Source organism: Brucella pseudogrignonensis (assembly GCF_032190615.1).
GTDB lineage: Bacteria > Pseudomonadota > Alphaproteobacteria > Rhizobiales > Rhizobiaceae > Brucella > Brucella pseudogrignonensis_B.
Map to the genome: position 1 here is coordinate 932,308 of NZ_JAVLAT010000002.1, position 25,420 is coordinate 957,727.

A 25,420-nucleotide genomic window follows, 5' to 3' on the forward strand; every position below is an offset into this window, starting at 1 on the left:
CAGCGGGTCGTTTTGCATTTGAATATGATCAAAGTTGCAATTGAATGTGTTCGGCTTTGCGGGCAATCCGGATAGAGAAGTTAAACTGCCCGAGACTAAAAAATGGAATAGGGAAGCGATGTTTAAAACAATTTTGCTGGCCGGTCTGGCCTCTGTTGTTCTTGCTCTGCCTGTGCAGGCGAAGGAATGGAAAGAAATCCGTATCGCCAGTGAGGGCGCTTATCCGCCCTTCAATTATATGTCGCCGGATGGCAAGCTTATTGGCTTTGATATCGATATTGCCAATGCGCTTTGCGAAGCGATGGAAGCCAAGTGTGAAATCGTGGCCAATGATTGGGACGGCATGATTCCGGGTCTTCAGGCCAAAAAATTTGATGCCGTCATTGCTTCTATGGCAATTACGCCTGAGCGCGAAAAGCAGGTTGCTTTTTCTGAACGCTATTACACAACGCCGCTGGCAGTTGTAGTTCCGAAAGACACCGACATTACCTCGCTTGAGCCTTCAGCATTTGATGGCAAGACCGTCGGCGCTCAGGCTGGAACGACACAGGGCAATTATGCCGATGATGTCTATGGCAAGGCTGGTGCAGATGTTAAGCTTTATCCGACAGCGGACGAAGCCAATGCCGATCTTGAGAATGGACGTATTGATGCCATTGCCGCCGACAAGTTTCTTGCAGCTGACTGGCTGAAAAAGCAGGGCGCTGATTGCTGCAAGTTCCTCGGCGATATTCCGGGCTCGGAAACCAAGATTTCCGTTGCTCTGCGTCAGGGGGACGACGATCTGCGTGAGCAATTCAATGCGGCCATCAAAAAAATCCGTGAAGATGGCACCTATGAAACAATTCGCAAGAAGTATTTCGACTTCGATATCTATTGATAGAATTTATGAGCGTCGCCAAATGTTTAACTTGAAACTGGCGGCGCTCGGTGCTTCATTGAGAACATAATATAGCGGGTGAAGAGCCCGCAAAATATAACCATAACAAAGCCTAAGGGGAATATTATGTTGAAATCAATCCTGTTCGCAGGCGTCGCTTCCATTATCGCTGCACTTCCAGCACAAGCCAAAGAATGGAAGGAAATCAAGATTGCGACGGAAGGGGCTTATCCGCCGTTTAATTTCGTTGCAGCCGATGGCTCATTGCAAGGTCTCGATGTTGATATTGCCAATGCCCTTTGCAAGGCAATGGATGCGAAATGCACTATCGTTGCAAATGATTGGGACGGCATGATCCCCGGTCTCCAGACCGACAAGTTTGACGCTGTTATTGCGTCGATGAGTGTGACTGAAGAGCGTCAAAAGCAGGTTTCGTTTACCGACAAATATTATTCTACGCCACTGTCTGTGGCAGTGCCTAAAGACAGCCCGATCACGTCGCTTGATGCAGAAGCTTTCAAGGGGAAAACTGTCGGTGCACAGGGATCGACCACGCAGGGCACTTATGCGGAAGACGTCTATGGCAAAGCTGGCGCGGACGTAAAACTTTATCCGACAGCTGATGAAGCCAATGCCGATCTTAAAAGCGGTCGTCTTGATGCTGTGGTTTCCGACAAATTCCCGATTTCTGACTGGATTAAGGCTGATGGGGCGGATTGCTGCAAATTGATTGGCGATGTGCCCGGCACGCAGACTGATACGGCTATTGCGGTACGTCAGGGTGACAATGATTTGCGCGAACAGTTCAATGTTGCCATCAAGAAAATTCGCGATGACGGCACTTATGCAACCATCGTGAAGAAGTATTTCGACTTTGACATTTATTGATCGAAGATAAGTGACTTGTAAAAGTTACGCGAGTTTGATGTATGAGTGCGCGCACTGACAAACACTCGGTGCGCGCATTCATTTCATGCAATGGGTTGGGGATGCCATGCTGCAACAAGATGTCATCGTTCTGGGCGCAGGTATCGTCGGGGTTTCGGCAGCACTTCATTTGCAAGCGCGCGGACGTTCGGTCACGCTGATTGATCGTGGTGAGCCTGGGCAGGGCACAAGCTTTGGCAATGCAGGGCTCATTGAGCGCTCAAGTGTCATTCCCTATTCGTTTCCGCAAGGGTTTGGCACGCTGCTGCGTTATGGGCTAAACCGCCGTTCCGATGTGCGTTACGATCCGTTTTATGTGTCACGCATTGCGCGCTGGCTGTTCCAATATTGGCGTGAATCCTCGCCAGAACGTCTCAAGATCGCAACTGATGCGATGTTGCCATTGGTCGAAGCGAGTGTGCGTGAGCATGATGCGCTGATCACGCAGGCGGATTGTGAACGCCTTGTGCGCTCGCAGGGCTGGATTGAAGTCTTCCGGAGTGAGCCTGCTTTTCAGGCGGCAGTTCAGCGCTTGCCGCAGTTGCAGCGCTTTAATCTTGCTTATGATGTTCTTGATGCGCAAGCGCTGAAACAGCGAGAAACCACGCTGGGCGATGTTGCTGGTGGTATCCATTGGCTCGATCCTAAAACCATTGTCAATCCGGGCGGTCTGGTTCAGGCCTATGCGGATTTATTCCGGTCAAATGGTGGCCGGTTTGTTCATGGTGATGCGGCAACGCTTTCGGAAAGCATGAATGGTTGGCAAGTGACGACCGAGGAAGGTCCAACATTTGCGCGTGAGGTTGTGGTGGCTCTCGGTCCGCAATCGAGCCTGATTTTCCAGAAGTTCGGTTATGCAATCCCGCTTGGCATTAAGCGTGGTCATCATATGCATTTTGAAATGCTGGATGGCGAGCGACTTGGCCATACGGTTGTTGATGAAGAGGCGGGCTATGTGCTTGCGCCTATGGTGCAGGGCGTTCGTCTTTCGACAGGCATCGAGTTCGCGTCGCCTGATGCTCCAGCTAATTTTATTCAGCTCAAACGGGCTGAAAAGATTGCGCGTCGGCTTCTGCCGCAGCTTGGTGCACCCGTTGAAATTAAGCCGTGGCTCGGCTTGCGGCCATGTCTGCCAGATATGCGCCCGGTGATTGGTCCTGCGCCACGCCATAAAGGGCTTTGGTTTGATTTCGGCCATGCGCATCATGGCTTGACGCTGGGCCCTGCAAGTGGGCGTCTGTTGGCCGAGATGATGACAGGCGAGAAAACATTTACTGATCCGGCACCGTATTCAGCAAGTCGATTTCTTTAATCATCTTCAAATTTTGCGGAGCGGTCTTGTCAGCCGCGACAAAGCGGGGTTATCAATTGGTCCCCTTCACATCCGCGCTCTGCGGCCAAATCGATCCGGAAAAACCTCGTGAAAATGAAACCTTTGGGCCGTACAGGCCTCAATGTTACCGATATCTGTCTCGGCACAATGACCTGGGGCGTTCAGAATACTGAAAAGGACGCGCATGAACAGCTTGATTTTGCTGTCGATGCAGGTGTCAATTTTATCGATACGGCTGAAGGCTATGCCATTCCGATGACCCCGGAAAGCTATGGCAAAACCGAAACCTACATCGGCAACTGGTTCAAGAAATCTGGTAAGCGAGATCGCGTCATTCTCGCCAGCAAAATTGCAGGCGGTGGTCGTCAGGAATGGATTCGCGGCGGTGCAAAGCCAAGCCGTGCAAGCGTTGCTGAAGCCGTTAATGACAGCCTGAAGCGCTTGCAGACTGATTATATCGATCTTTATCAGATCCATTGGCCATCGCGCCCACATTATCACTTCGGTCAGGGCTGGGATTTTAATCCATCCAATGTAGACCCGAAAGCTGAACGCGAACAAATCCATGATGTTCTGCTCGGTCTTAAAGATGCGGTTCGTGCAGGCAAAATTCGTCACGTTGGCCTTTCCAACGAAACGGCTTGGGGCACAATGCAGTGGCTCAAGATTGCGGAAGAACACAATCTGCCGCGTATGGCGTCGATCCAGAACGAATATGGTCTTTTGCAGCGTGAGTTTGATCACGATATGGCAGAGGTATCGCTCTTCGAAGACGTTGGTTTGCTTGCTTATTCCACGCTTGCTGCCGGTGTGCTGACGGGTAAATATCTTGATGGAAAAATCCCCGAAGGTTCACGTGCATCTGTGATGGATGGTGGCATGTGGCGGGATAATTCTTATTCTGAGCCAGCTATTCGTGCTTATATCGACGTCGCTAAAAAGCATGGTCTTGATATTGCACAGATGGCGATTGCTTTCTCTGCATCGAGGCCGTTTATGACATCGGTGATCATTGGCGCTACGACTATCGATCAGCTTAAGACCAATATTGCTGCGGGTGCGCTACAGCTTTCCGATGACGTTCTGGTAGACATCGAAAAAGTCTATCGTTCTTATCCGCGGCCTCTCTGACTACGAGCCGGCCAGCCGCAGATATGCGGCTGGCTTCAGCCTCTGAGATAGATTTCGTGTTTGACGATCCAATCGTCGATTGGCGTATCGCTTGATGAACTCACAATCACCAACCGATCAAACCGAAGCTTTCGGCCTGAAAGCTGCTTGGAGAGCCGTTGCATCTCAGCTCTCTTCAGAATTGTGTCTTCAATACCATAGGCCAGTGAGACATGCGGCATAAAGCTCTGCAAGCTGGATTCGCTGGAGATTTCAAGGGAGTCCTGTTTGAGGCGCATCAATGCAGGCGCCTTTTCAAGGGCGGCATAGAAAGAGCGAAAATAGGCGTCGCTTCCCGTGACGTCTTCAATTAGCAGTTCCAGCGGTTTGCGACCTATTGCGAGACTCAACACGTGTGGCAGAAGGTCTTCTGCCGACAGATTCATATCTGGTACGAGTGTTGCATGTGGCTCAAATACTGGTGATTTAAAGCGCTGAGCCAGTTCTCTGACGATTTTCTCGAGGAAAAAGAGATCATCATGCGCGGGCCGCAGCCAGATAGAATGATCGGACATCAGGATTGGCTTCCATTTGAAAAGTTTTCCGTTTTGAGCGGGCGTACGCTGCCACGCAGGATCAGTGGCGTATCAATCATCACCATCTGCGGGGGCGCATTGGGCGCGCTTTGCCGCTCATCAAGCATTCGGATAATTTCCGCTGAGAGACGCTCGGCATTCTGGTCGAATGTGGTGAGACGATAAGCTCCCCAGCGCGCTTCGGTAACATTATCGAAACCGATGACGGAGAGGTCTTTCGGGATGGAGAGGTTAAATACGTCACGCGCACAATCGATCAGTCCAAATGCCATCAGATCATTGACGCAAAATACCGCTTCTACATGATCTCGTTCGCTCAGCAGAAGGGACGCTGCCGCAAAGCCGCCATCATAATCCGTGAATTCTCCGCGCTGTACGCTGACACTGAGACCTAAGTTTTTAGCCCGAGCGATATAGGCCTCTTCGCGTTCCAGCAGATTGGGACTGCGAACATTGGAGGTAACCAACCCCAGCCGCTTCATGCCGCGCGCAGCAAACACATCCACAGCAGTTTCTGCGGCCTGTTTGTTATTGATCCGTATGTGGTCGGGACCATCTTCGTTGCGACCTACAACGATCAGCGTATGGCCGTTGCGCTGCGCCAGTTCAACAAAAGACGATGACGGCATGCCGGAGAGAACGACTGTCGCCTCGGCTCTATAGCGCAACAAGGTCTGGTGTGCGGCAGAAAGATTTTCACCATGTTGCCCGGTCGGGATGAGAACGGGAACGCTTCCACGTGCCGTTAAACGACGGGATAAGGCTGCGATCTGGCGCGAGCGGAAAGGACTTGCCGGATCGGCTGCGATCATGCCGACGATGCGACTGCGGTTGGCAAGCAAGCCACGCGCCAGATCGTTGACCTGATAGCCAAGCTTTTCGGCCGCTTTGATCACTTTCTCACGCGTTGAGGGTGAGACACTGGCTCCAGGTGTGAAAGTGCGAGAGACCGCCGAGCGAGATACGCCAGCCTCCACAGCAACTTCGTGTGCGCTGATAAAACGCGGCTGGTTTTCGGGAGTCTCGTCCTGAAAACGATCTTTGTCGGTCATAATTATCGACCCACTTTCGAGAGGACATCGGCACGCAGGAAGCGCTCAACCACAAACATAAACGCAATGGACGGCACCAGCAGGATCAGCGCACTGATTGACGCGATCTGATAGTTGCCACCCGAGCTTGCTGTATAGAGCATCAGCGGCAATGTTGTGATGTCAGGCGCGCCCACAAAATATGTCCCGGTGAATTCATCCAGTGATTCAAGGAACACAAAGATTGCGCTGGCAAGCAGGCCGGGTGCGGCGATTGGCAATGTGATGTGGAAGAAGGTTTTTAACGCGGATGCACCCATGGAGCGTGCGGCTTCTTCCAACTCGCGATCAATCGCAGAGAAGGCGGCTGTTGCGATCCACACCGCATAGACCAGACCATGCGTTACATGCACCAAAACAACGCCGGTAATCGTGCCGTTCAAACGCAGAGAATAGAACATCTGCGCAATATTGACGTAGATTGGCAGGTTTGGAAATGCTTGCGGGATCAGCAGGATAAGCAATACAAGCCCACGAAACGGCAATTTCAGGCGTGCCAGTGCATAGCCCGCGGGAATGGCAAGGCCAAGCGAAGCTACCACTGTCAGGCTTGCGATGATGACGCTAGTGCCGAGCGACAACAGGGCATTGCCGCGTGGTGAAAATACATTCGCCCAGAAGGAGAAGCCATATTGAATGGGCAATGTGTGCGGGAAATACCAGCGTTCAGCCACAGCCCAGAGAAGAAGGTTCGCCAGAGGACCAAAGATTGCAAAAGCCAGCAAACCAAGCACGATGCCACGCGGTATCCAGCGCCAGTCAAATACGTTGCTCATTAGCCATGCTCCTTCATGGTTTGTCTGAGATAAACCCATGCAACCAGACTGGTCATCAGCAGCGAGATCGTGCCAAGCGCATTAGCAACGCCGTAATCGCCATAGGCATTGATGCGGAATGCCATATTCGCGGTTATCATAGTTGGCGATTGGGCATTGATCATCAGGGGCACTGAAAGCACCGACATCATCGTGACGAAGCTCAGGATTAAACCAACAAGCAAGGTCGGACGCACTTGCGGAAGCACGATTTCAATGAGGATACGCAAGCGTCCGGCACCAAGGTTGCGCGCTGATTCAATCGTACTGCGATCAATCGATGCCATGGCGCCAGCAAGAAGTAGTGTTACAAAGGGAGTTTGTTTCCAGACAAAAGCAATGACGATACCGCGCCAGTCGAGGAAGCTCATTGCCTGAATTGGCGTGAGAATACCGCTTTCGATCAGAAGGCTGTTCATCAGGCCGTTTTTGGCGAGAAAAGTGCGCAATATCTGACCGACCACAATGAAAGGAATGAACAGTGGCCAGCGATAAAGCCAGCGCAGTACCGTAACGGCACGCTGATTGGAGCCAAGCGTCAGATAGCCACCGATAGCGATTGCGAGAAGGGCAATCAGTGCAGAGGAAAGTGTGACGATTACAAGCGTGAATAGCATGTCGCTGGAATAAAGCTCGAAAGCCTTAGTAAAATTGCCGAAGCCCCAATCTTCGCCAACGTGAAACGCTCCGGTTATCGCGCCAAACAGCGGCACGATGAACAGAAACAACACGATTGCCAGCGCGGGTGCAACCAGCAGAAAACCCGTCATTCTCTGCGACATGGATATTCCTTAAGTACTGGTGAGGAGACCGGGTGCGCTGACGCACCCGGCTTAGGTTAATTTTAATTGCCAACCTGACGCTCGTATGCTTTCAGAATGGCCTTGTTGTATGGGGCGATAGGGAAAGGCTTGCCGTAGTTGGCTAGTTCTTCAGGCGAAATATCCGTGAAGAGCTTATTCCACGTATCGGCATTGAGTTCTGCTTTGACGTGGTCAGCATCAATGCCTGGATACCAGTTGAAGCGTTCAACGATGCCTTCAGCCTGAACCTTCGGGCTGGTTGCAAGTGCTACAAACTTTTCAGCGAGTTCCTTATTCGCGCTTTTCTCCGGAATGACATAATGCATCGGCTGACCCGGCATGCCCGGCGAAGGGAGAACGAGCTTCATTTCCGGCGGGAGCTGGCCATTGGCCTTCCAAGAGTAGAACATATCAACCCAGACCGGACCCATTGCAATTTCACCACGGCTCAGCATGTCGAGTGTTCCGGCATTGCCCGGTGTCAATGTTGCGTTGGTGGTAAAATCTTTGAGCGAGGCAAAAGCCTTGTCCCAGTTTTTCGCTTCGCCTTCTTCAAACGGGCCCTTCATCAGCTTTTCAGAATCGCCGCCGTAAGCATAGATCCAGCCCATAACGAAGCTCACGCCCGATGCACCGCCCTTGATGCCATTATAGCCGAACTGCTTCGGGTTTTCCTTGGCCCACGTGATCAGCTCGTCATAGCTCTTGGGTGGATTTGCAACGAGCGCCGGGTTGTAGGCAAGGGCCGTCTGGCTGTTGAACATGGGCATAACATAGCCATCAACGTTGGTGCCGAGCGCCATTTTAGCATTATCGCGTGTAACGAGCTTGCCGCTGTCGATCTTGCTGCGATAGTTTTCGAGAAACTTCTTTTCGACCATTGGACCAGCGAATTTCTCATGGACGACAGCAACGTCTGCGTCCCACTTTTCAACGCCAGCTTTTGACTGTGCTTCGAAGCGTTCTAGAATCTTCTGTGAACCAGCATCGCCCGGACCTGTGCCAACAACACGAACCGTTGTGCCCGGATTTTCTTTCTCGAACAATGGTCCGAGATATTCGTTCACATAGTCGACCATATTCTGATCGCCTGCAGTTAGAACCGTGAGTTCTTGGGCAGCGGCAGGTGATGCCGTGAGGCCAAGGATGAGCGCTGTTTTAAAGATCGTTTTCATCGAATAAATCCTGCTTTTTATCCGCTTAGCGGAAGGTTTCGACGGTTAAATGTTGTGTACCAGTGGATGCGTGATCGGGAATTTTTGAGCGTTTGAGGGCATTTGACTGCCCGCAATTCTATGTTGATCTGTGATAGCTGCCACAATCGACATTCATAAAAATGCACAGCTGTGCATAGAAAAATGTGAGGCGGTTGAGCGCACCAGATTACTTGTCGAACAGGAATAATGACTGTTCGGGAATGCGTATTTCAACCTGAGATCCGGGTTGGTGGCTTTCGTGTGTATCGACCAAAAGATGTTTTCCGCCGACATTCACCATGTGACGCCAGAGGCCACCGGGATAGCTTGTCTGGTCGACTGTTCCTGCCAGAATAAGTTCTGGCACCGTACCTGAAATGGGCGTGCCGGGATTGGTCAGCTTTGCAGCTTCACTACGAAAGCGCGCAGTAGCGATGCCATCTGACAGATTGCGACGGCCAGCGGGAATTGTGCTTGCTTTGTTATGTGGTCCGGCTGCAATTTCAATTCGATCAGCTGTCACACTTATCGGCAACTCAACGTTGTTTTCGGCGCCCATAAAAGCTGCAACAAAGTCAGATGCCGGATGATTATAGACTTCTTCGGGTGCGCCAGCTTGGGCGACTTCACCATTGTTGAGGATCACGATGCGATCAGCCATGACCATGGCTTCTTCTCTGTCATGGGTGACATGAACCGCCGTGATGCCAAGGCGGCGTTGCAACGCGCTAATTTCGTGCCGAACAGAGAGACGAATGCGTGCATCAAGATTGGATAGCGGTTCATCCAGCAGTAGAATATCTGGTTCAATCGCGAGCGCGCGGCCAAGGGCGACGCGTTGACGCTGACCGCCGGAAAGGGCGGCTGGTTTCCGATCAAGCAGTGCATCAAGTCCTAACAACCGCGCGACTTCTTGAGTTTTGCTGCGGATTGTATCTTTCGCTGTGCCGCGAATGCGCAGTCCATAGCCGATGTTTTGCGCCACTGTCATATGTGGCCAGAGTGCGTAAGACTGGAACACCAAGGCCATGCCGCGTTTATCAGGTGGCAGGCGAGTAACATCTTTTCCGCCGACGCGGATTGCGCCTTCGCTCGGCGTATTGAAACCCGCGATGGCGCGCAGCAAAGTGGTCTTGCCACAGCCCGACGAGCCAAGCAGCGCTACGAATTCACCCTTGTTAACCGAAAGGTCAACACCTTTAAGAATCTCATTGTTGCCATAACGGACGCGTGCATCCGCTACCTCCAAAAACGCAGGCATTTGCGTATCCTCCCCAGGATCGACGGCCGGTTTTATTTTTTCTGCACAGCCGTGCAATGGAGATTGAAGCATTTTTATTTTACCTCGACAAGCAACAATTTTAATGCGCTGAGAATTAGGGAGCAGTTTTTATGTGCTGCCTGTTGTTGTCGTTATCTATCGAGGATTTATAACAGCCATATGACTGAGGCTGCGCAGCTGTGCAAAAACGTGGACAGCTTTACAAAGCTGCCCACGTCGCACGCAAGCTGTTCCGACACGAAAGGACAGCTCACTGGTAAATTAATCAAGCACTTTCAGGCTCATGCTGAGCTTCTGTCTTTGCCGTGCGCCACGATGAAAACAGGAAAGCTGCTATGAATATCCCCGTCATGAGCAGAACGATCGTGGGTGCTGGTGCACTGTCTATGAAGAATGACAGATAAACACCCATGAACGATGAGAACACCGCAACGATAACAGCGACGATCATCATGCTGCTGAACCGGCGCGTGAGCAGGAATGCAATTGCTCCCGGCGCGATCAGCATGGCGATTGCGAGGATGATCCCAACGGCTTTTAAGACACCGACAATGGTGAGTGAGATCAGACAGAGCAGCCCGTAATGCAAAAGGCGTACCGGCAATCCGACGGCACGCGCTTGGGCCGGATCAAAAGCCTGAAGCAGAAAGTCGCGCCATTTTATAATCAGTATGACAGCGGTCACAGCGGCGATAATTGCGGTCTCGATAAGATCGCCTGTGTTGATGCCCAGAATGTCTCCAAACAGGATGTGATCAAGGTGAACTTCGGCGCGCACGGAAACATAAAGCACAAGTCCTAGCCCAAACATGCCGGAAAAGACGATTCCCATGACGGTATCTTGTTTGATGCGGCTGTTTTCTTTGAGGAATCCGGTCGCAAGCGCGCAGACCATGCCGGCAACAAAGGCCCCAATTCCAAACGGTAGACCGATCATATAGGCAATCACAACGCCCGGCAGCACTGCATGGCTGATGGCATCACCCATCAGCGACCACCCCTTGAGCACCAGAAAACAGGAGAGCAGGGCAGTTGGAATGGCAATCAACACTGACGCAATCAGCGCATAGACCATGAAGTCAAACTGAAACGGCATCAAAAGCATCTCGGGAAAGCTCATAGCTCAACCTCCTGCAATGCTTTGGCTGCGCGTTTGCGTGCTGCAAGCATGCCATGCTTGGGTGCCAGAAAAAATACAGTGAGAAAAACCAGCGTTTGCAGCACAACAATGATGCCGCCAGTGGCGCCGTCCATGAAATAGCTGACATAAGCGCCGATGAAACTTGTTATCGCGCCAATAAGCACCGCAATCCACAAAAGCCGTGAAAAGCGATCTGTAAGCAGGTACGCAGTCGCGCCGGGCGTCACCACCATGCAGATGACGAGAAACGCACCCACGGTCTGCATTGCAGCAACCGTCGAGGCCGAAAGCATTGTAAAAAACATGATTTTCTGTGCTGTCGGTCTTAAGCCGATGGAACGCGCATGGCTTTCATCGAAAAACACCACCATCAGGTCTTTCCATTTCAGCAAAAGCAGAGCAAGCGACACGAAGCCAATGATCGCCAATTGCAGAATATCGCCGGGCGTGATCGCGAGAATGTTGCCCAGCACGATGGTGTGAATGCTGATTGAGGTTGGCCGCAGCGAAATCATGAACAGGCCAAGACCGAAGAAAGCCGTGAAAATTAGCCCGATAATCGCGTCTTCTTTGAGTTTTGTGCGCTGATTGAGAAACAGCATTGCAGCTGCGGCAAGTCCACCCGAAAAGAATGCCCCGATAGAAAATGGCAGGCCCAGCATATAAGCACCTGCGACGCCTGGCACGATGGAGTGGGAGAGGGCATCACCAATGAGCGACCAGCCCTTGAGCATCAGATAGGCTGAGAGAAATGCGCAAACACCACCGACGAGGGCGGAAACCCACATGGCATTGAGCATATATCCATAAGAAAACGGTTCGAGCAGCACGGACATTAATTGTGCCCTTCCTGTTTATGCTCATAAAGCACAAATGGGCGCTCATCGTCTGTTATCACACCAATGGCTGATCGATTCTTGCTGGTCTTCTCATCGAGAATAAGGTGGCGCAACACGCCTCCGAAAGCTTTTTCGAGGTTCGATTGCGTGAAAATGTCTTCTGTAAGCCCATAGGCAAGCACCGTATTTTTAACAAGAACGGTGCGGTCGCAGAACTCAGGAACGCTGCCGAGATTGTGCGTTGAAACCAGCATCACCCGACCTTCATCGCGAAGACCGCGCAGAAGGGTTACGATTGCTTCCTCTGTTTTAACATCTACCCCCGTAAAAGGCTCATCAAGGAGGATGACTTGCGCATCCTGTGCAAGCGCGCGAGCCAGAAATACGCGCTTTTTCTGGCCACCCGATAACTCGCCGATCTGCCGCTTGCGAAAATCGAGCATGTTGACGCGACTCAAAGCCTTTTCAACCGCTTCGTGATCGGCGCGACGTGCAATGCGCATCATGCCCATATGCCCATAGCGCCCCATCATGACGACGTCTTCGACCAGAACAGGAAAATTCCAGTCAACTTCTTCGCTCTGTGGAACATAAGCGACGAGGTTTTGCTTCAATGCATGCTTAACCGGCTGACCCAGAATCGAAATGTCGCCCTTAGCGAGATGGACAAAGCCCATAATTGCCTTGAAAAGCGTCGATTTACCGGAGCCGTTCACTCCAACAAGCGCAGTGATCGTGCCGGTTGGTATTTCAAAACTGGCATTGCGTAGCGCGGTATGGCCGTTGCGATATGTGACAGTCGCATTTTTCACGCTTAAGCCTTGAGCCGCGCTTTGATTTAGCACGGCTTGCTCCTGAGTGTTGTAATTTATTGGAGCATTCATTGTTTGAGGCCTTTGGCGATCGTGTCCGAAGTGACTTTCAGAAGATCAATATAGGTCGGAACTGGGCCGTCTGCTTCTGAAAGTGAATCAACATAGAGAACCCCACCATATTTCGCGCCAGTTTCGCGTGCGACTTGTTCTGCTGGTGCTGCTGAAACGGTGCTTTCCGAGAAAACGGCTGTGATGTTATTGGCGCGAACAGCGTCAATCACTTTCCGCACCTGCTGCGGAGTTCCTTGCTGGTCAGCATTGATTGGCCAGAGGTATAGCTCTTTAAGATCGAAATCGCGGGCGAGGTAAGAGAACGCACCTTCACTCGTTACAAGCCAGCGCTTGTCGTTAGGAATTGATGCAAATTCAGCCTTAATTGGATCGATAGCGGCAGTAATTTCGGCTTTGTATTTTTCGGCATTGGCTTTGTAAGTGTCAGCATTGTCCGGGTCATATTTCACGAATGCGTCGCGAATGCTATCGACGTAGATAAGGGCAGAGGTTGGCGACATCCAAGCATGGGGATTTGGTTTGCCTGAGTAAGGGCCTTCGGTGATTCCCATTGGAACAACGCCATCGCTCACCACCACACTTGGAACGTTCTTGAGGCGTGAGAAAAATTTTTCGAACCAGAGCTCGAGATTTAGCCCATTCCATAGAATGAGATCAGCGCCCTGTGCTTTGATGAGATCGCCGGGGGTTGGTTGATATTCGTGGATTTCAGCGCCTGGCTTGGTAATCGATTCAACCGTCGCAGCATCGCCAGCAACATTGCGAGCTATGTCAGCGATGACTGTAAAGGTTGTAACGGCTTTGAATTTATTTTCAGCTGATGCCGTACCAATTGCGCTGAGCAAAAAGGCGCTGCTCAAGAAACAAGCAAGCAGATGGCGTATCTTCAAATGAATCATGGCTTAGTCCTCTTTGCTAATAACTTGAGTTAGGTAACGGACAACGCACATAATCGCAAGTGCTTTTGCAAATCATTTGCAAAACGTTTAATTTTTTTGTTGATGCTGGATTGTTATGAGAATATACACCTATAAATTGTATTAAAACTCGTTTTATATATGAGGTGCAGGCGAGGGTGAGCGCTTCAGTTGTAATTAATTTGATTGCGGAATGTTTTATTGGCTCGTGTGAGCAAAGCTTTATGTAACGAGCCAGAATTTACTTTTTATAACAAAAATCGGGGGCGTTTATGATGGTTGTATCGGAAAAAAACCAATATAAAACAGTTATTAAAGTAGATAAAGCAGAAGGAAGTGTGGTGGAATTTGATGAAAAGGAGATGTTCCATCTGCCAGGGCACTTGAGCTACAAACAATCTTCTGTCGGGGTTGACGTATATGTGCCAGAAGATGTGCTCGGCATTCTTATTTTGGAACCGGTTCGCAATTTAAAATTGAAATTGGTGAGCGGAGATGAGCTAACAATTAATTGCGTTGCAGGGACGGTTTGCGTGATACCTGCAGATCAGGCAGTAGTGATTACATGGCCTGAGCCTGTATTTTTTCTGAATATAAAATTGAATAATTTATTTAAAAGGAAAGATATAGATAGTAAAAGTATCTCTATTCATGATAAAATATCTATTTTTTCGAGTAAGAGATGCCTGCAGATCGGGAAAATAATATCAGAGCAACTGGATAATAATGAAAATATTGACCTTGATTTTATCAAATCTCTTCACATTGTGATTAATAATATCATTGCGAAGAGCTATCTTTTATCACGAGAAGCTTCGGTAATTAATACAGGTCTTAGTTCGTACGCTTGCCGACAAATAGAAAGCTATCTTAAAGAGAATTTCCGCGGTTCTGTATTGGTGTCAGATATGGCGGACTATCTCGGAATGTCTTCCGGACATTTTGCGAGTTGTTTTCGCGAAAGTTTCGGCCAGACGCCTCATCAGTATTTGATGAACTTAAGACTCGATGATGCGGAGAAATGCCTTAAGGAGACTGACATACCTATTAGTGAGATCGCTGCAGGACTAAATTTCTCTAGTCAAAGCCATTTAACCACGGCGTTAAAAAAATATCGTCAGCTTACTCCGGGTGAGATTCGCAGAAGAAGTTCGTTCAATCGTAGGCGGTCTTGATATGGATTTTTATTCTAAGATGCAGCGGGACGGCTAGGTTTAGTTTGTGGCATTTGTTTTTTACCTTTTTAGCCATTTGCGCCAAATATGGACCTCGCTTTTACGCCGCCAGCGACGAACTCGATGAGAGTCATGAGAAAGGACGATGAGACCAAGCGGTAACATCCAGAAACCGAGCACAGGTAAAAAACCTAATGCGCCTCCTATTAAGAGCGAGCCTCCAAGCGTTCGTCTCATCATTATGGATTGAGGCATAGGAATGCGTTTTCCTAGAATCAAAATAGAGCGTTTATGCACGTTATGATTATATTTTTCGGTCACGCTTACCTTCTCACGGTTTATCTACGATATTATTCCGTCTTAAATGTACCAGAAGATATAGGTTTTCCGCGCCCAAATGCAAAAAATTTGAAAAAAGTCAAAATAGGGCTTGGCAAATCAGAAAAGCTCCTGCTATACGCCACCTCGCTGACACAACGAGCACCTCTTCCCCGGTAGCTCAGTGGTAGAGCAACCGGCTGTTAACCGGTTGGTCGCTGGTTCGAATCCGGCCCGGGGAGCCACTGTTTTCTCAGTGAGAACAGTAGGTTGTAACTATGCTAAGTGGCTCTAAATTTATATTTGTTTTGTGTAAGCTTTTTCATGCAATTGGTAGTTAAGTTTAGTTTTACTAACTAATCTCGATTTGATTGGTATTATTTGCTGTAGGCTTAGGTGGTTTAGGGTAGCAAGTATCGGTGATAGGTAATTGTTGTGGGCCCTTAAAAAGGTCACACGCATGGATATTGACTGGTTTCTTAAGCTTTCGATTGCTGGGAGCAAATCTCAAATTTGTTGCGTTGATATCCAGTTCGCGCGAAGTCTTTTGAACTGAACCGTCCGACGCGATACCCCCGTTTTAAGCTGAAGATTTGCATGAATGTGTTGAAAGACGTCCATTGAAGGCATGAAGCAGACGACCTTTAAATATCAGAGGGTCATAGGCATGACCTCCGACACCCCTTCATGCTTTAAGTGCATTGGCCGAATTTCCTAATTTGTTCTTTGTTTAATAAGAGCTGTAGCTTTGTTTGAACCAAATTGCGTTTTGATCGTTTAACGATTTGTTAAACTTATTTGGAGGAAGCTATGCTTTTATACTCGAAGTTTGAGACTCTTATGACGGCAGCCTTTTTGATTGCTATATCAATAGCATTCTTTTTTACGTGAAAGGTGTGATCCACCCGAATGATGAATTTCAGATAAATGAAACTATGGAATTCGTTTCATAGTTTCATTTATGTTTTTTTGAAAATTTGACACAAAAATCTGTTAATAATTTGATTTTCCTGAATATTTTCTTCTTGTTTGTGGGTGTCTCATTTGCAAAGGCCTAAGTTTACTATAGAGTTGAAAAGCCCATTCATTACCGTGTAGAGGCCTTCCGGCCATGGCATGCTGTGGATTTAGGCCGGTATGATCAAAACGTGCATAAGAGTTAAGTGTTGGTCTTGTGGTGAGCGCTACAATGACTGGCGTCGATATGAAGAAGTCCATGATAATAAGCGCTATGGGTTGATATCGGGAATATTAACTGCAAAGTATTCAGATTAAAGGCTATGAGGGTAGCTCAGAAAATATTACCCTATTTTATATTGTCTGGCCTTATTGGAAGCTATTAAAAACTTAGACGCGCATAACCGCAGATCGTCATGGCTGATTTTCCGGAACTTCGTTATATCATGTTTGCACTGGACATCACGGAGATAACGAATGAGCGGCTTGTTGGCCCTTTTAGATGACGTTGCTGCTATTGCGAAAATTGCGGCAGCCTCTGTAGACGATATATCCGCAAATGCCTTGAAAGCAGGTAGCAAAACAATTGGTGTGCTGATTGACGATACCGCAGTGACGCCGAATTACGTAGTCGGAATAACTGCCGCGCGTGAATTGCCGATGATCGGAAAGATTGCGCTTGGAAGCCTTCGCAATAAGGCTCTTCTTATTCCAGCGCTCTTGCTGCTTGATTATTTTATGCCTGTCGCAATTACTGCACTACTGATGATTGGCGGCGCTTACCTTTGTTTTGAAGGTGCAGAAAAGGTCTGGCACAAGATATTCCCGGATCATGGCCATCAAGACGATGAATCCAGTGATGATAAAGACCCGACCGCGCTTGAGGAAAAGCGGGTTGCAGGTGCCATTAAAACCGATCTTATTCTTTCTGCGGAAATTATGACGTTGGCGCTTTCCATGATCGAGACGAATTCAATATGGATCGAGCTTGGAACACTTGTCCTAGTTGGCATCATGATCACTGTATTGGTTTACGGCGTGGTAGCAGTCATCGTGAAGCTTGATGATTTTGGCGTGTTTTTAGCCAGAAAGGGTCGTCTTTCGGTAACACGTACCGTAGGTCGTCTAACTGTCCGCGGAGTTCCAAAGTTACTGCTTCTATTGACCATCATTGGAACCGCAGCGATGCTGTGGGTTGGCGGCAATATTTTTATTCACGGCCTTCATGACCTTGGCATTCATCAACCGTTTGGTTGGATTTCGGCTTTTGCAGCTGTATTGGCTGGGCAGGTGACAGCAAGCCTCACAGCTGTGGTGAATTGGCTTGCCATTGCTTTCGCTGATGGCATTTTCGGTTTCGTCTTAGGCACAATAATCGTGATATTGATGATGAAAGTTGTCGAGCCATTTTGGAAAGTCGCGTTTGGAAAAGAATGAAATGTGGCACCGCAGGGTAAATCTTTACCCCATGTGCTTTTGGGTTCCGAGATCAGGAGAGATTTTCGTCGAGTAGCTCCATGCACAAGGCGCGGGCGTCGTCTGCAATGTCTGGGCTAAAAACCAGCCAATAGCCTTTTGTGCTTGTCAGTTTCACATTGCAGGCTTGGACGAGTTTGCCTCGCGCTATTAAATCATCGATAAGTCCTGCCCAGCCAAGCGCAATCCCCTGATCGGCCATAGCTGCTTCCAAAACGAGGTTATAGGTGTTCAAAATCAACCCGTAATTTCCCTCATCGATCTCTTCGTTGATAGCGTCAAGCCATGTCGGCCATGTGTACCAACGATCACCCTGCAATGTATCAAGATGCAAAAGTGCAGATGACTTGATACCCGCTCCATTCGTGAAAGGACCGTGTTCCTCTAAAAATGCGGGAGAGCAGACAGGAACGACTTCTTCTCCAATGAATGCAATGGAGCCTTTGGGAAAGTCGTCCTTTGCTCCAAACAGGATTGCCACATCTGCTTCGCGATCATCCAGTGGCTTGATCATAGAAGACGCTGTTATACGAACGTCAGCATCAGGGTGTTTGGGTCGAAACTTCGCAACGCGGGGCATCAGCCAGAACGCAGCAAAACCGTAATCGGTGGCGATACGCAGTCCGGGTGTTCGCTGTCGGCGTTTTATTTGCTGAATGGCGTCTTCTATGCCTTCAAGGCCGAGACGCACAGCCTCGTAGAGTATGCGTCCTTCTGGAAGAATTTCGACGCCTCGCGCTCGCCGTTTGAACAACGATACACCCAATCGATCTTCTATGCGTTTTATTTGATAGCTGACGGCAGGCTGTGTCATGCCTAACTCACGGGCTGCGAGAGTTAGATTTTCTAATCGTCCGACAGCTTCAAAAATGCCGAGACTGCCCAAGTCCCAAGATTGAGAAACCATAAATATCCTTTATGACTGTAATAAAAAATCAGTGTCTTTTCCCTTATCTCTAAAGATGTTTTTCTTAAACACGGAATGCAAGACATAACGAATTTTGATCGAAATCATTTCGTTGAAGACAGATAGGGGACCAACATGCGCTACCTTACATTGATGGCAATCGCACTTGCGAGCGTTACGAGTTTGTCGAATGCTGCCTCTGCAGCCGACGCTGCTGCGTGTGAAACAATTCGTCTGTCAGATCCGGGTTGGACGGATATTACGTCAACGAATTCAATCGCGAGCGTGCTTCTTGACGGCCTTGGCTATAAGGCTGACGTTAAAACAATGTCGGTCCCTATCGGTTATGAAGCAATCAAAACCGGCAATCTGGATGTTTTTCTGGGTAACTGGATGCCTGCTCAGCAGAAGTTCCGAGATGATCTTGATAAAGCAAAGGCTGCTGAGGTTTTGGTGAAAAACCTGGAAGGCGCCAAATTTACATTAGCTGTTCCAGACTACGTGGCCAAAGAGGGCGTGAAGGATTTTTCTGATCTTGCAGCACATGCCGATAAGTTCAGTAAAGAGATCTATGGTATCGAGCCTGGTGCACCAGCCAACCAGAACATTCAGAAAATTATTGAAGACAAGAAGTTCAAGCTAGACGGCTGGAACCTGGTTGAATCAAGTGAGCAGGCCATGCTTGCTCAAGTAGATCGTAAGAACCGCGATAAACAGTGGGTTGTCTTTTTGGCATGGGCACCACACCCGATGAACACAAAGCTCAACATAGAATATTTGTCGGGGGGCGATGATTACTTTGGTGCGAATTACGGTGGCGCAGAAGTCTACACGCTTTCGCGCACAGGTTGGGCAAGCGAATGTGCAAACGCTGCCAAGTTCTTCAAGCAGTTGACATTTACGGTTGATATCGAAAATGAGCTGATGGACAAGATCCTTAACGAAGGAACTCAAGGTCCTGCAGCGGCAACTGCATGGCTTAAAGCCAATCCTGCTCAAATCGATAAATGGCTTGATGGTGTTACCACGCTCAAGGGCGAGCCGGGTGCTGCCGCAGTTAAGGCCAAGCTCGGATTATAAGCGATACGACAGTCTTGGTTTCGGCGGGCGTTCATTGCGCCCGTCGTTTGACGTTTGTATTTATCTCCATTGATGGTTCTTCCCATGAAAAAGCCGAACATACTCATAGTGATGGTCGATCAGCTGAATGGCACATTCTTTCCTGACGGACCGGCTGAGTTTCTTCACGCTCCGCATTTGCGAAAACTGGCCGAACGATCGGTGCGTTTTGTCAATTGTTATACGGCAAGCCCTTTATGCGCGCCCGCACGGGCTTCGTTTATGTCGGGGCAATTGCCATCGCGTACTGGCGTTTATGATAACGCGGCTGAGTTCTCGTCTGAAATACCGACCTACGCGCATCATTTGCGAAATGCTGGATATCAAACAGCGTTGTCGGGTAAAATGCACTTTGTTGGCCCTGACCAACTCCATGGCTTTGAGCAACGCTTGACGACGGATATTTATCCTGCTGATTTTGGGTGGACACCAGACTATCGCAAGCCGGGCGAGCGGATTGATTGGTGGTATCATAATCTTGGTTCCGTCATTGGCGCTGGGACAGCTGAGATAACAAACCAACTTGAATATGACGACGAGGTCGAATATCAGGCTGAGACGAAGCTCTATGATCTGGCTCGCGGCCATGATGATCGTCCATGGTGTCTCACTGTGAGCTTCACGCACCCACATGATCCCTATGTGGCGAGAAAAAAGTTCTTTGATCTTTATGCCGATATTCCAGAGCTTGATCCAAAAATTGGACCATTGCCTGCAAGTGAAATTGATCCGCACAGCGAACGTTTGCTACGGGCTTGCAAGGCTGAAGATTATGATCTGACGCAAGATCAGATCAGGACCGCTCGTCAGGCTTATTTTGCTAATATTTCGTATGTCGATGATAAAATTGGCAGCATTCTTGACGTGCTTGAGCGATGCGGGATGGCTGAAAATACAATCATAGTGTTTACGTCAGATCACGGAGATATGCTCGGTGAGCGCGGACTGTGGTTCAAGATGAACTTCTTTGACGGTTCTGCGCGCGTGCCTTTAATGATCGCGTCGCCACAGCTCAAACAAAGACGGATTGACGAAGCTGTATCGACACTCGATGTATTGCCGACGCTTGCTGATCTTGCAGGTTTGAGTCTTGACGATATCATGCCCTGGACAGATGGTGTGTCATTGGTTGATGTTGCATCAGGTGTCCAATCACGCGACATCGTACCAATGGAATATGCTGCGGAAGGCACGATTGCGCCCATGGTCTCGGTGAGAGAGGGGCAGTGGAAGCTTAATCTGTGCAAGGCTGATCCGCCACAATTTTTCAATCTTGCGGATGATCCGGATGAACTCAGAAACGTTGCTGATGTACCAGAATATCAGGATGCTTTTATTCGTCTCAACAATTGGGCAGAAAAGCGTTGGAACTTAGAGCTCTATGATCAGCAGGTGCGTGCAAGTCAGGCTCGACGGCATGTAGTTTATACTGCGCTTCGAAATGGTGCATATTATCCGTGGGACTATCAGCCTCTACAAAAGGCTTCGGAGCGTTACATGCGCAACCACATGGATTTAAATATACTTGAGGAAGCGCAACGGTTTCCACGGTAATACTAATCAAAAGGCCGAGGGAAATTCGGCCTCTTTTTTCTCGGGCGTAGATAGTGTTAAAGCTTTTGGGTACAGTTGCTAAGAATGCGATTGGCCTATTCGATGCTGTGTACCAATAAAGCGTTATTCACGTTCAAATCAGAACCCGAGATCAAAGAGAGATCATGTCAGTCCAGCGCGCCAGCTTTTATATTCTCCTCGCTCTGGTCACAGTCGCCTTTGCCTGGTTGCTTATTCCCTATTATTCGGCAGTGTTGTGGGGTGTTATTCTCGCAATCATATTCTACCCGGTGCAGCAGTGGCTCGTGCGCGTGCTTAATGGCAGGCGCAATTTTGCAGCATTGCTTTCAGTCCTGATGTGTGTCTGCTTGGTAATTATCCCCGTGCTGTTGATATTTGGTTCTTTGGTGCAGGAGGGCAACTCGCTTTATCAGCGTCTGAGTACACGGGAGTTTGATCTCAATAGCTATATCACAAGCATTCTTGGTGCGTTGCCCGGCTCGCTAGAAGAGTGGATGATCCGATTGGAACTGGGGAGCTTCGCTGACTGGCGATCACGTATTTCTTCTGCGATATTACAAGGCAGTCAGCTTTTTGCAGGACGGTTGGTGAGCCTTGGTCAGAATACTTTACAGTTTTTTGTCAGCTTCGGCATAATGACCTATCTGCTGTTTTTTCTGTTTCGCGATGGACCTGAACTTGGCGCAAAAATCCGCCAGGCAATTCCATTAAGTGATGAATACACGAACCAAATCGTTGAAAAATTTACAGCCGTCATTCGCGCTACTGTAAAGGGCAATATTATTATAGCGCTTATCCAAGGCACGCTTGGTGGCGTCACATTCTGGTTTTTGGGTATAGAAGCCGCTCTGTTATGGGGCGTCATGATGACTATATTCTCGTTGCTTCCAGTTGTTGGCGCTTCCCTTATATGGGCTCCAGCGGCATTATGGTTTGCAGTCAATGGAATATGGTTTAAAGCAGCATTTCTCATCTTCGTGGGTGTTTTTGTAATCGGCTTGATCGACAATTTCTTGCGTCCACCGTTGGTTGGTAAAGGGACGCGTATGCCTGATTTCGTTATTCTTATATCGACAATCGGCGGTATCTCTCTCGTCGGTATCAATGGTTTTGTCGTTGGGCCAATGATTGCTGCAATGTTCATTGCTGCCTGGTCGCTGCTTGCAGAAGAACAAAAATTGCAGATTCCACCCAAGTGACCATCCAATGGAAGCGATTCATAATCTAAATTTAGCAGGGAGATAAAAGAACGCCCGCTACACTGGGAGGAGGAGTGTGTAGCGGGCTGATCTGAAAAGCGCGACTGGGAGGAGGAGTGCCGCGCTTCGAGTTCAGCCTCTGGGAGGAGGAGTGAGACTGAACATCCCGAAAATAGGTGCTGAATGGCGGAGTTACAAGAGCCGATACTGCACGGCAGATATGCAATTTGGAATAGCTAAAATAAGAAACCGCCCCGCAGCGGTTAACGCGCTGGGGCGGCTCTCAACTCCTCCAAGTGGCGCCGACAATAACGCCGTACATTTAAAAAGCAACCCCTTTATAATTACATCGAATTTTCAGAAATTACTGAAATTATTATACGTTTATGGTGCATCTTCTAATAAACTCGAATTCATATGCTATCTATTATCATCGCGGTTGATGTAATAAGAAATTTATTTTCACCTTTGTAAAAAATTTCAAAAATTGTGATGCTTTTATATTGGGAATTGTTGTGTTTGAATTTCAATTTAATCGTTTGAAGTACCGCTTTCCTGCGTGTTCCAGTTTCTTCACGTAAAACCTGCTAACTGAGATTAATTAAAGTTGACTCTTGATATCAGGATTTATATAGCACCCAATAAATATGAGTCTTTTTATCATCTTAATGACTTGGCGGCTGTGAGCTGGCACGGGGGTTGTCGTGAAATTGAATTCGGTACGTATTGGCTATCTGTTGAATACAACAATTTTGACCGGTTTAGTGGGAGCAGGACTTCTCACGGCTACCCCCGGTTTTACACAAACTGCAGTGCAGTCGAACTCCGTGCAGAATCAGGTCTCGGAAGAAGATAAGACCGCGCCGAAGCGTAAAGAGCAGGTGCTTCAGCTCGATACGATTACCATTTCGCCGACGATTCAAAATGCAGCTGCAATCGACTCGATGGCTTCAACCAGCGTCATTACTCGGGCTGATATTGATCGCATTCAAGCAACAACTGCCGCTGATCTCTTCCGCGCGACACCGGGCGTCCATGCTTCGCTCAATGGTGATGATCCAGCAACCTCGATCAATATTCGTGGTCTTCAGGAAAAGGGCCGCGTTGCCGTAACAATTGATGGCGCACGTCAGGATTATTGGCGCGTTGGCCATGGTTCCGGATCGTTCTATATTGAGCCTGAAATGCTCAAGCAGGTAACGGTCATCCGCGGTCCTGTGTCCAACGCCTATGGTAATGGCGGTATCGGCGGTCTGGTCGCGTTCGAGACCAAAGATGCGAGCGATTTCCTGCGTGATAGCGAAACCTGGGCGCTAAGTGAAAAACTTCGCTATGAATCGAACGGAAAAGGCTGGATGACCAGCACCGTCGGTGCCTATCGTTTTAATGAAAATGTCGATGTCATCGGTAACATGAATTACCGTGATAGCGGTGAATATAAGAATGGTGATGGTGATTTCGTTCGCTGGACCGGCGAGCGTGTCGTTAGCGGGCTTGGTAAGATTACAATCCGTCCAGCTGAAGGACATGAACTAAAATTCGGATATTCACGTCAGAAATATAATGATGCCATGACGGGCAGCAGTGGCTCTACGTCGAAGACGCTTTCAACATATGATGCCGACACGGTCGTTAACACCTACACCGGAAATTACACTTATAAGCCCGAAGACAACCCATTCTGGGATTTGTCTGTTAATGCCTATTATAGTGAGACGGATAACGATCAGTACCAAATCTGGCCAACGGCAAGCATTGGAAAAACGCGCTTTTATAATGTTTCGACGGCTGGTTTCCGCGCTTACAATAGCTCAAAGATTGAAATGGACGCCATAACGCACACCATCACTTATGGTGTTGATTATTATAAGATGCGTGGAGAATCCGATACCGACAACTTTGGGAATGGTGACCAGCAGGCTTATGGTGGTGTTCTGCAATGGCAGGGCGATTACCAGAAGTGGCTCGAACTCATCGCTGCTGTCCGTTACGATGGTTATCGACTTGAAGGCACAATCAAGTCCGATGGAACGAACCCGGCGCAGGACGTTAATGTTGATGGACATCGTTTCTCGCCGCGCCTCAGCGTTGGTGTGAGGCCATGGGATGGCGTGCAGTTCTATGGCCTCTATTCGCAGGGCTACCGTGTTCCGCATATGCAGGACATGTTCCGCCAGAATGGCGCGCATGGTGCAGGCTATGAGCCTAACCTGCTGTTGGAGCCAGAAGTTGCCACATCGTTTGAAGCAGGTGTGAATCTGCGACAGGATGGTATTTTTGATGCAGGCGATCAGGTCCGTGCAAAGATCAATTTCTTCCATACAGATGTGAAAAACTACATCGAGACGGTTTCCAAGGGCACATATACGACGTCCGAAAATGTCGGTACCGCACGTCTACGCGGTATCGAACTTGAAGGCACCTATGACAACTGGTGGGGTTACATCAATCTTGGCGCTTCATTCACAGATGCTGAGATGAAAGATGGAATCTACAAGGGGGATGCGCTCAGCAATACGCCTCTGGATAATGCAAGTGTGACTTTGGGCCTGAAGGCTTTCGATGAAAAGCTTGTCTATGGTGTCGAGTATGAAAGTGTTGGAAAAGTTAACCGCATAAGCAGCAACAAAGTCTATACATACCCACGTCATGACCTCGTAAACGTGTTCGCGAACTGGCAAGTGAACGACAATGTAAAGCTTGATCTCGGCGTCGATAATCTGTTCAACAAAGCTTATACAGACCCACAAACAGGTTGGGCCACAACCTCTGATCAATATCAGGGCAAGGGTCGAACCTTCAAGGTTGCGATTACAGGCCGTATTGGCGGTTGAAATTTGAAGTCACGGATGGAGCCGCAAGGCTTCATCCTCCCGA

At 48.8% G+C, this 25,420-nt stretch carries 22 protein-coding genes and 1 tRNA gene; 11 read left to right on the forward strand and 12 right to left on the reverse strand.

The window, feature by feature from the left end:
* Positions 1 to 118: 118 nt before the first annotated feature.
* From RI570_RS15680 to RI570_RS15695, 4 genes are all read left to right on the forward strand, one after another.
* Positions 119 to 880: an ABC transporter substrate-binding protein gene (locus RI570_RS15680; protein WP_250042352.1), complete on the forward strand. Its 762-nt coding sequence runs from the start codon at positions 119 to 121 to the stop codon at positions 878 to 880.
* Positions 881 to 1,006: 126 nt separating this feature from the next.
* Complete coding sequence (locus tag RI570_RS15685) at positions 1,007 to 1,768, forward strand: ABC transporter substrate-binding protein (RefSeq protein WP_313829502.1); 762 nt, start codon at positions 1,007 to 1,009, stop codon at positions 1,766 to 1,768.
* 106 nt (positions 1,769 to 1,874) lie between these two features.
* Positions 1,875 to 3,119, forward strand: coding sequence for an FAD-dependent oxidoreductase (locus RI570_RS15690; protein ID WP_313829503.1), 1,245 nt, complete (start codon positions 1,875 to 1,877; stop codon positions 3,117 to 3,119).
* A 114-nt stretch (positions 3,120 to 3,233) separates the two neighbouring features.
* Complete coding sequence (locus tag RI570_RS15695; RefSeq protein WP_313830069.1) at positions 3,234 to 4,271, forward strand: aldo/keto reductase; 1,038 nt, start codon at positions 3,234 to 3,236, stop codon at positions 4,269 to 4,271.
* 35 nt (positions 4,272 to 4,306) lie between these two features.
* Here the strand turns inward: RI570_RS15695 and RI570_RS15700 are convergent, their stop codons facing one another.
* From RI570_RS15700 to RI570_RS15745, 10 genes are all read right to left on the reverse strand, one after another.
* Complete coding sequence (locus RI570_RS15700; protein WP_313829505.1) at positions 4,307 to 4,825, reverse strand: haloacid dehalogenase; 519 nt, start codon at positions 4,823 to 4,825, stop codon at positions 4,307 to 4,309.
* Entirely contained in the window at positions 4,825 to 5,898 is a 1,074-nt protein-coding gene (locus tag RI570_RS15705) for a LacI family DNA-binding transcriptional regulator (protein ID WP_313829507.1), read from the reverse strand. The genes RI570_RS15700 and RI570_RS15705 overlap by 1 nt, the downstream gene beginning before the upstream one ends.
* Positions 5,899 to 5,900: 2 nt before the next feature.
* Complete coding sequence (locus tag RI570_RS15710; protein ID WP_313829508.1) at positions 5,901 to 6,713, reverse strand: ABC transporter permease; 813 nt, start codon at positions 6,711 to 6,713, stop codon at positions 5,901 to 5,903.
* Positions 6,713 to 7,534, reverse strand: a complete 822-nt coding sequence (locus RI570_RS15715; protein ID WP_313829509.1) for a sugar ABC transporter permease — start codon at positions 7,532 to 7,534, stop codon at positions 6,713 to 6,715. Before RI570_RS15715 ends, RI570_RS15710 begins: the two co-directional genes overlap by 1 nt.
* 62 nt (positions 7,535 to 7,596) lie before the next feature.
* The gene (locus RI570_RS15720; protein WP_313829510.1) at positions 7,597 to 8,730 is read right to left on the reverse strand and encodes an extracellular solute-binding protein; all 1,134 of its coding nucleotides are present in this window, start codon (positions 8,728 to 8,730) and stop codon (positions 7,597 to 7,599) included.
* A 208-nt stretch (positions 8,731 to 8,938) separates the two neighbouring features.
* Entirely contained in the window at positions 8,939 to 10,012 is a 1,074-nt protein-coding gene (locus RI570_RS15725; RefSeq protein ID WP_313829511.1) for an ABC transporter ATP-binding protein, read from the reverse strand.
* Positions 10,013 to 10,298: 286 nt separating this feature from the next.
* Positions 10,299 to 11,153 (reverse strand): metal ABC transporter permease, encoded by an 855-nt coding sequence (locus RI570_RS15730; protein ID WP_313829512.1) that lies wholly within the window; start codon positions 11,151 to 11,153, stop codon positions 10,299 to 10,301.
* Positions 11,150 to 12,010, reverse strand: a complete 861-nt coding sequence (locus RI570_RS15735; RefSeq protein WP_313829514.1) for a metal ABC transporter permease — start codon at positions 12,008 to 12,010, stop codon at positions 11,150 to 11,152. Before RI570_RS15735 ends, RI570_RS15730 begins: the two co-directional genes overlap by 4 nt.
* On the reverse strand, positions 12,010 to 12,897 hold the full coding sequence (locus RI570_RS15740; RefSeq protein WP_313829515.1) for a manganese/iron ABC transporter ATP-binding protein: 888 nt from the start codon (positions 12,895 to 12,897) through the stop codon (positions 12,010 to 12,012). The genes RI570_RS15735 and RI570_RS15740 overlap by 1 nt, the downstream gene beginning before the upstream one ends.
* Positions 12,894 to 13,799 carry a metal ABC transporter substrate-binding protein gene (locus RI570_RS15745; protein ID WP_313829516.1) on the reverse strand — a complete coding sequence of 302 codons (906 nt, stop codon included), beginning with the start codon at positions 13,797 to 13,799 and terminating at the stop codon, positions 12,894 to 12,896. The genes RI570_RS15740 and RI570_RS15745 overlap by 4 nt, the downstream gene beginning before the upstream one ends.
* Positions 13,800 to 14,089: 290 nt before the next feature.
* Between RI570_RS15745 and RI570_RS15750 the strand changes: the two genes are divergently transcribed.
* Positions 14,090 to 14,992, forward strand: coding sequence for an AraC family transcriptional regulator (locus RI570_RS15750; protein ID WP_313829517.1), 903 nt, complete (start codon positions 14,090 to 14,092; stop codon positions 14,990 to 14,992).
* A 60-nt stretch (positions 14,993 to 15,052) separates the two neighbouring features.
* Here RI570_RS15750 and RI570_RS15755 read toward each other — a convergent pair whose 3' ends face one another.
* Complete coding sequence (locus tag RI570_RS15755; RefSeq protein WP_409558698.1) at positions 15,053 to 15,247, reverse strand: hypothetical protein; 195 nt, start codon at positions 15,245 to 15,247, stop codon at positions 15,053 to 15,055.
* A 233-nt stretch (positions 15,248 to 15,480) separates the two neighbouring features.
* On the opposite strand from RI570_RS15755, the gene RI570_RS15760 reads away from it, so the two are divergent.
* Positions 15,481 to 15,555, forward strand: a tRNA-Asn gene (locus RI570_RS15760).
* Positions 15,556 to 16,744: 1,189 nt separating this feature from the next.
* A complete protein-coding gene (locus tag RI570_RS15765; protein ID WP_313829520.1) occupies positions 16,745 to 17,704 on the forward strand; it encodes a DUF808 domain-containing protein in 960 nt (319 codons plus the stop codon).
* 52 nt (positions 17,705 to 17,756) lie between these two features.
* Here the strand turns inward: RI570_RS15765 and RI570_RS15770 are convergent, their stop codons facing one another.
* The gene (locus RI570_RS15770) at positions 17,757 to 18,650 is read right to left on the reverse strand and encodes a LysR substrate-binding domain-containing protein (protein WP_313829521.1); all 894 of its coding nucleotides are present in this window, start codon (positions 18,648 to 18,650) and stop codon (positions 17,757 to 17,759) included.
* Between the two features lie 135 nt (positions 18,651 to 18,785).
* Between RI570_RS15770 and choX the strand changes: the two genes are divergently transcribed.
* The 4 genes from choX to RI570_RS15790 all read left to right on the forward strand — a co-directional run bounded on the left by choX (position 18,786) and on the right by RI570_RS15790 (position 25,377).
* Complete coding sequence (choX, locus tag RI570_RS15775) at positions 18,786 to 19,730, forward strand: choline ABC transporter substrate-binding protein (protein WP_409558684.1); 945 nt, start codon at positions 18,786 to 18,788, stop codon at positions 19,728 to 19,730.
* A gap of 84 nt (positions 19,731 to 19,814) precedes the next feature.
* The gene (gene betC / locus RI570_RS15780) at positions 19,815 to 21,323 is read left to right on the forward strand and encodes a choline-sulfatase (protein WP_313829523.1); all 1,509 of its coding nucleotides are present in this window, start codon (positions 19,815 to 19,817) and stop codon (positions 21,321 to 21,323) included.
* Between the two features lie 164 nt (positions 21,324 to 21,487).
* Positions 21,488 to 22,543, forward strand: coding sequence for an AI-2E family transporter (locus RI570_RS15785; RefSeq protein WP_313829524.1), 1,056 nt, complete (start codon positions 21,488 to 21,490; stop codon positions 22,541 to 22,543).
* A 704-nt stretch (positions 22,544 to 23,247) separates the two neighbouring features.
* Positions 23,248 to 25,377: a TonB-dependent hemoglobin/transferrin/lactoferrin family receptor gene (locus RI570_RS15790; protein WP_313829525.1), complete on the forward strand. Its 2,130-nt coding sequence runs from the start codon at positions 23,248 to 23,250 to the stop codon at positions 25,375 to 25,377.
* Positions 25,378 to 25,420 lie beyond the last annotated feature (43 nt).